The sequence below is a fragment of the Kitasatospora sp. MY 5-36 genome (assembly GCF_001182915.1).
GTDB lineage: Bacteria > Actinomycetota > Actinomycetes > Streptomycetales > Streptomycetaceae > Kitasatospora.
On the sequence record NZ_LFVW01000103.1, the window covers coordinates 1 to 6,700 of the forward strand.

A 6,700-nucleotide genomic window follows, 5' to 3' on the forward strand; every position below is an offset into this window, starting at 1 on the left:
CCACGCCTCCTCGGCCGGCAGCGGCTCCAGCCGGCGGCCGTCCCGCAGCCGCAGCGCGACCCGGTCGTCGACGGCCTCCTTCGCCCCGATCACCGCCTGGTACGGCACCAGCCGGGCCGCGCGGATCCGGGCGCCGAGGCTGCCGTGCTCGGGGCCGGCGACCTCGGCGCGCAGCCCGAGGTCCAGGCAGCGCTGCCGGAACCGCTCGGCCTGCGGCAGTTCGGCCTCGGAGACGGGCAGCAGCACCACCTGGACGGGTGCCAGCCAGGCCGGGAACGCGCCCCCGTACAGCTCGATCAGGTGGGCGACCACGCGCTCGACGCTGCCGATCACGCTGCGGTGCACCATCACCGGGCGGTGCTTGGCGCCGTCCGCGCCGATGTAGTGCAGATTGAACCGCTCGGGCTGGTGGAAGTCGATCTGCACGGTGGAGAGGGTGAACTCGCGCCCGGCGCCGTCGGCGATCTGCACGTCGATCTTGGGACCGTAGAACGCCGCCTCGCCCTCCGCCGCCTCGAACGGCACCCCGGAGCGCTCCAGCACCTCGGTGAGCAGGGCGACGGCACGCTCCCAGAGCGCCGGGTCAGCGACGTACTTGCCGCCCGCGCCGGGCAGCGAGAGCCGGTAGCGGACCGGCACAATACCCAGTGCCCGGTGCGCCTCGCGGATCAGCTCCAGTGCGGCGACGGCCTCGGCGGCCGCCTGCTCCGGGGTGCAGAAGATGTGGGCGTCGTTCAGCTGGATCGCCCGGACCCTGGTCAGCCCGCCCAGCACCCCGGACAGCTCGGACCGGTACATGCCGCCCAACTCGGCCATGCGCAGCGGCAGTTCCCGGTAGCTGTGGGAGCGTGAACGGTAGATCAGCGCGTGGTGCGGACAGAGGCTGGGGCGCAGCACCATCTCCTCGGAGCCCAGCTCCATGGGCGGGAACATGTCCTCGCGGTAGTGCGCCCAGTGGCCGGAGATCTCGTACAGCTCGCGCTTGCCGAGCACCGGGGAGTAGACGTGGCGGTAGCCGGCCCGGCGCTCGCGGTCGCGGATGAACTCCTCCAGGGAGTGCCGGATCGCGGCGCCGTCGGGGAGCCAGTACGGCAGGCCGGAGCCCATCAGCGGATCGGTGTCGAAGAGGTCGAGTTCACGGCCGAGCTTGCGGTGGTCGTGGGCCGCGTGACCGTGGCGCTCGTGGTCGTGGGCCGCATTGTCGTGCGAGGGCTGGTTACGCATGGTGGTCTCCACTCGGTCTGCGGGCGAGTGGGACCGGAAACGGCGAAGCCCCGGGGCACTCGCCCCGGGGCTTCGGACTAGGTCAGCAGTCAGCGCGCCGGGACTCTCTCCGGCGTCGTCGTGGCGAGTGCAGCGCGCTTCATACGTTCCACGGTAACAGCTCCGGTCCGCCGGCGGTGATCTTTTCCGAAGCGGGATCGGGGCCCGGATCCCGGCCCGGCGGCTCAGAAGAGCGTGACGCACCCGCGTGCGGCCAGCGCCGCCAGCAGCCGGGCCGGCGGCCGCACGTCGTTCCACCGGAGGTCCAGCTTCTCCAGCGCGGGCAGCGCCCCCGGGTCGGCCAGCCAGTCGGGCAGTTCGGTGATCCGGTTGCCGCGCAGGTCGAGGCGGCGCAATCGGGGAAGCCCGGCGAGTACGGCGGGCAGTTCGGTGAGGGCGTTCTCCCGGAGTTCCAGCTCACGCAGCTCCGCGAGGCCACCGAACGAGTCCGGCAGGGCGGTCAACTCGTTTCCACGCAGCCAGAGTTCACGCAGCGCACCGAGTCCGCCGATCGACTCCGGCAGGGCGGTGAGCCGGTTGTGCTGGGCGCGCAGCTCGACCAGCGAGGCCAGTCCGCCGATGGTGGCCGGGAGTTCGGTGATCCGGTTCTCACCGACGTTGAGGTAGCGCAGCGCGGTGAGCCGGCCGAGCCCCTCGGGCAGGGCGGTCAGCGCGTTGTCGTGAAGGTAGAGGAAGTCCCGGAGCCCGGTGAGGTCGCAGAGCTCGACCGGTAGCGCGGCGAGCCGGTTGTGCCCGAGGTCGAGGGTCCGCAGCCCGGCCAACCGGCCGATGTCGGGCGGGAGTTCCCGGATACCGGTCTCGGCGAGGATGAGCACGGTCAGCTCGGTCCGGTCCCACACCTCGGCCGGCACCTCGTCAAGCGGGCGGCGCCAGAGGTTGAGCGTCACGTCCACCGCTCCTCCCCCCGCTGTCATGCCTGCCCGCCCTGGGCCGGGCCGATGCGGAACTCCGCCAGCTCCCGGCCGTACCAGCGGTCGGTCAGTCCGGTACTGGTCATCCCGAGGCGCCGGCAGACCGCCGCCGACCGGGTGTTGTCCGGGGCGAGGATGGCGCGGATCTCGGTCAGGCCGTCGGCGAAGCCCTTGGCCAGGACGGCCCGGGCGGCCTCGGTGGCGATGCCCCGGCCCCAGCTGTCCGGGTGGAGGTGCCAGCCGATCTCGACCTCGCCGTCCCCGTCCGGCACGGGAAGCAGCAGGACCGCTCCCGCGACCACGCCGGTGTCCCGCCGTTCGACCGCCCAGACCCCGTACCGGGGGCCGGTGGAGCGCTCACGGCAGTGTTCGATGTACTGGCGGGCCTCCTCGGGGTGGGCCAGGGCGCGCGGCGTCCGGCCGAGCCACTGAGCGACCTCCCAGCGGGAGTAGATGTCGAACGCGCGCTCCTGGTCCGCCACCGTCCACTGACGCACCACCAGCCGTTCGGTGGTCAGCACCGTCTCCGAGCCCGGTTCCGTCCCCGCCATGGCGCGCACCCCTCTCCGATGATCTGTGTGGATCACCGTACGCACACCACGCCGCCGACGGGAACTCCGAAGCCCGCCCGGCCCCCTGTTGCCGAGACAGGCCGTAGCGCAGCTCAGGGCGCGGTCGCAGCTCAGGCCGTGGACCCGCAGCTCAGGTCGCGGGCGGGAGTTGGGAGGCGGCCGCCAGCCCGGCCACCGTCCGGAGCCTGGCGAAGTACTCGCGGCAGTACTGCTCGTCGATCAGGGGCACGATCTTGTCGAGGTCCGCGATGCGGTGCCAGAGGTCGGAGATGCTCCGGTGGTCGAATCCGCCGTTCTGTTCCCGGAGTACGGCGGAGGCGACGGCGTCCTCCAGGAGGATCAGGCACACCCCGGCGATCTCCACCCCGAGGAAGCTTCTGGGGAACGGCGCCCGCTGGTGCTCCTCCCAAAGCCGGTCGAGCCGCTCCCGGGCCGACTCCCCGTCCGCGGCCCTGCCGGTGGCGTCGGCCACCACGGGCGGGCGGAGGAGCGCGGACACCGCGTCGAAAACGGCGCGCACCAGCTGGACGGCCGGCGCCGGGCTCACTTCGTCGCTCGCCACGGTGCCCCGTGCGAGCCGGTCGCGCAGCCGTAGGCAGGGGTCGAGTCCGGTCGCGAGCCCCTCCCCGAGGAGCCCCTGGGCGTCGGCCCGCCCGACCAGGTCCCGGAGCGGTTCCTCTACGGCCAGCCGTTCGACGAGGACCTGCTCCAGGGCGAACAGCGCGTGGGTGACGGCGACGGTGGCGAACTCGTACCGGTAGTAGGAGTGCCGGATGAGCTCCCGGGAGGTCTCCAGCGCGGTCATGACGCCCATCGGAGCTCCGGCGGGCACCTCCAGGTCGGCGACCAGGTCCCGCATCCCCGGATAGTCCGGGGCGACGGACCAGGCGCGGGGGTCCTGGGCAGGGGACAACGGCGAGGGGATCACCGGTGCATTCTCACCGCCGACGGAGGCCGGAGCCACCGATTTTCCCCCGGGCGCCCGCCTCCGCGCTGAGGGCCTCCCGTCGGCGGAAGCGCCGCCGCTCCGCCCGGTCCGCGCAGTCGGTCCTGTGCACGGACGAACCGGAGCGGCGGGCGGTCAGCCCAGCTTCGGCGCCACGGCGGCCGGGCCCTGCCCCGCCCCCTTCGCCGTCCCGCAGAAGGCCTGCTCCAGGAAGCCGACCTCCGCCCGCATCTGCGCGACGAGCTCCGCATCGCCACCACGCGGGGTGACGGACATCGACACCTGCCGGTCGCCCGAGCTCCACAGCTCGGAGCTGTACCCGGACACCGAGCCGTTGTGCCCGTAGATCGGACCGCAGGAGAGCTGCCAGCTGGCCATCCCGAGCCCGTAGCCCAGCCCGGTCGGCGTGCCGTCGACCTCGATGGGGGTCGTCGTGTTCATCTCCTTCAGCAGCGCCGGCGGCAGCAACCGGCCGCCCTGGAGGGCCTTGTCGAAGCGGTTCAGGTCGCCCAGGGTGGAGATCACCTCGCCGGCCGCGTTCGCCCAGGTGACGCTCGCCACCGTCACGTCCCGGTCGCTGTGGTCCGCCGGGCCGGGGCCCTCGGGCACCGTCCAGTAGCCGTGCGCGTGCGGGCCCCGGATGCCGGTGGCCGTGCCCGGGAAGTACGTGTCGGTGAGGCCGAGCGGGCGCAGGATGCGCGCGGTGACCTCCTGGGCGTAGGCGTGCCCGGTCACCTTCTCGATGATCATGCCGAGCAGGGTGTAGTTGACGTTGGAGTAGCCGTACCCGGTGCCCGGCGGGAAGTCGGGCGTGTGCGCCACCGAGGATGCCACCACCTGGGCCGGGGTGATCTGCCGGGTCAGGCCGCCCTGGTCCAGCCAGTTCCGGACGACCGCCGCGTCCGTCCAGTCGGGGAACACCCCGCCCTTCTCGTTGGTGGAGTCCCAGAGCCCGGAGCGGTGGCTGAGCAGTTGACGGACGGTGATGTGGTCGCCGTTCGGGACCAGCCCGGGCAGGTACCGCTCGACCGGCTCGTCCAGGCCGATCCGCCCCTCCCCGACCAGTTGGAGCACCGTGGTGGAGACGAACACCTTGGTGACGCTGCCGACCCGGAACCGCCCGTCGGCGCGGACCGGTGCGCCGGTGGCCAGGTCGGAGACGCCGGACGCCCCGCGCCAGACCCCGTTCCCGTCCCTGACCTCCGCGATCGCCCCGACCGCGCCGGCCCCGGTGACCGCCCGCAGGGCCGCCGCCCTCGGGTCGCCGGAGCCCGGCCGCGCGTCGGCGGCCCCGGAGGCCCCGGCGGCACCCGCGGAGACCACCGGCCCGGCCAGTGTCAGACAGACCGCCCCCACCAGCGCGGAAACAAACGTACGACGTGCCATGCGACCCACCTTCGCAGTCGGCGAGCAGCTCCTCGCCTTCGTCGCCCAGCCTCGCCGCACCGTTGACGGTCCGTCATCCCCCGCCGGGAGGAGCCGGCCGTACACCGGACAACGGAGGGCGTCCACCGGAAGGCGTACATCCCCGCCGGCGCCGCCACCGCGCGCGGCTACCGGGTCGGGGCCGGACGGACCGGGTGCTTGCTCAGGATCGACACCCGGTTGAAGGCGTTGATGGCGATCGACACCCAGACCGCCGCCGAGATCTCCTCGTCGCTCAGCACCTCGCGCGCCACCCCGTACGCGGCCTCCTGGAGCGCCGCGTCCGCCGGGGCGGTGGTCGCCTCGGCCAGCCCGAGCGCGGCGCGCTCGCGGTCGCTGAACACCTCGGTGTCCCGCCAGGCCGCGAGCACGCCCAGGCGCTGGGCGGTCTCGCCCTCGCGGATCGCGGCCCTGGTGTGCACGTGCAGGCAGTAGGCGCAGCCGTTGATCTGCGACACCCGGAGGTTGACCAGCTCGATCAGCCGGCGGTCCAGTCCGGCCGCGGCCGCGACCTCGCGCGCCGCCTCGGCGGCGGCCAGGAACGCCTTGTACGCCTGGGGGCTCTGCTTGTCGATGAACACCCGCCGGTCCGTCGGAACCGCCGCCACATCACTCACCTGGACTCCTTAGGCTGATCAGGCTGTCGTGCGCCACTCTGCCATGGCATGATAGTTGAATATAGAACTACTTGCACCTGGGAGGGACCACCCGTGAGCACCGCCGAGACCGACCGCGCCGCCACCCCCGCCGCCGACCCGCGGGTGGAGGTCCTGCCCGCCCGGGACGTGCCGCTCGGCGGCCCGCGCGCGATGACCGTACGCCGCACCCTGCCCCAGCGCTCCCGCAGCACGATCGGCGCCTGGTGCTTCGTCGACCACTACGGTCCCGACGACGTCACCAGCACCGGCGGCATGGACGTCGCCCCGCACCCGCACACCGGACTGCAGACCGTGAGCTGGCTCTTCACCGGCGAGATCGAGCACCGCGACAGCCTCGGCGTCCACGCGTACGTCCGGCCCGGCGAGGTCAACCTGATGACCTCCGGCCGCGGCATCGCCCACTCCGAGGTCTCCACCCCGGCCACCACCGTCCTCCACGGCGTCCAGCTGTGGGTCGCCCTGCCCGAGGAGCACCGGCACACCGGGCGCGACTTCCACCACCACGTGCCCGCCCCCGTCGCCCTGGACGGCGGCGAGGCCCGGGTCTTCCTCGGCACTCTCGCCGGCGACACCTCCCCCGTCCCCACCTTCACCCCCCTGCTCGGCGCCGAGCTGACCCTGCACCCCGCAGCCACCGTCACCCTCGACGTCGACCCCGCCTTCGAACACGGCCTGCTGGTCGACAGCGGACACATCCGCCTCCTCGACACCCCGCTGCGCCCCGCCGAACTCGGCTACGCCGCCCCCGGCCGCGACACCCTCACCCTCACCAACACCGGCGACACCGACGCCCGCCTGGTCCTGCTCGGCGGCACGCCCTTCGAGGAGCAGATCGTCATGTGGTGGAACTTCATCGGGCGGTCCCACGAGGACATCGTCCAGGCCCGCGACGAGTGGCAGGCC

Annotated in this window: 7 protein-coding genes; 1 reads left to right on the top strand and 6 read right to left on the bottom strand. The window is 73.1% G+C overall.

Annotated features, from left to right (window positions below):
- The 6 genes from thrS to AE652_RS08585 all read right to left on the bottom strand — a co-directional run.
- Nucleotides 1-1,224 (bottom strand): threonine--tRNA ligase (gene thrS, locus AE652_RS08560; protein ID WP_082345485.1); only part of this gene is annotated, 1,224 nt, incomplete at its 3' end.
- A gap of 224 nt (nucleotides 1,225-1,448) precedes the next feature.
- Nucleotides 1,449-2,171, bottom strand: a complete 723-nt coding sequence (locus AE652_RS08565) for a leucine-rich repeat domain-containing protein (RefSeq protein ID WP_369808279.1) — start codon at nucleotides 2,169-2,171, stop codon at nucleotides 1,449-1,451.
- Between the two features lie 23 nt (nucleotides 2,172-2,194).
- Complete coding sequence (locus AE652_RS08570; protein WP_049650601.1) at nucleotides 2,195-2,746, bottom strand: GNAT family N-acetyltransferase; 552 nt, start codon at nucleotides 2,744-2,746, stop codon at nucleotides 2,195-2,197.
- Nucleotides 2,747-2,897: 151 nt separating this feature from the next.
- Complete coding sequence (locus AE652_RS43830; RefSeq protein ID WP_234348301.1) at nucleotides 2,898-3,680, bottom strand: hypothetical protein; 783 nt, start codon at nucleotides 3,678-3,680, stop codon at nucleotides 2,898-2,900.
- A gap of 168 nt (nucleotides 3,681-3,848) precedes the next feature.
- The gene (locus AE652_RS08580) at nucleotides 3,849-5,099 is read right to left on the bottom strand and encodes a serine hydrolase (protein WP_082345482.1); all 1,251 of its coding nucleotides are present in this window, start codon (nucleotides 5,097-5,099) and stop codon (nucleotides 3,849-3,851) included.
- A gap of 167 nt (nucleotides 5,100-5,266) precedes the next feature.
- Nucleotides 5,267-5,755, bottom strand: coding sequence for a carboxymuconolactone decarboxylase family protein (locus tag AE652_RS08585; protein WP_049650603.1), 489 nt, complete (start codon nucleotides 5,753-5,755; stop codon nucleotides 5,267-5,269).
- Between the two features lie 93 nt (nucleotides 5,756-5,848).
- On the opposite strand from AE652_RS08585, the gene AE652_RS08590 reads away from it, so the two are divergent.
- A partial coding sequence (locus AE652_RS08590; RefSeq protein ID WP_049650604.1) for a pirin family protein occupies nucleotides 5,849-6,700 on the top strand: 852 nt, incomplete at its 3' end.

What these genes read in the sequence shown, in the direction of transcription:
- AE652_RS08570 (WP_049650601.1), bottom strand. Translation starts at nt 2,746, where the DNA reads ATGGCGGGGACGGAACCGGGCTCGGAGACGGTGCTGACCACCGAACGG.
- AE652_RS08580 (WP_082345482.1), bottom strand. Translation starts at nt 5,099, where the DNA reads ATGGCACGTCGTACGTTTGTTTCCGCGCTGGTGGGGGCGGTCTGTCTG.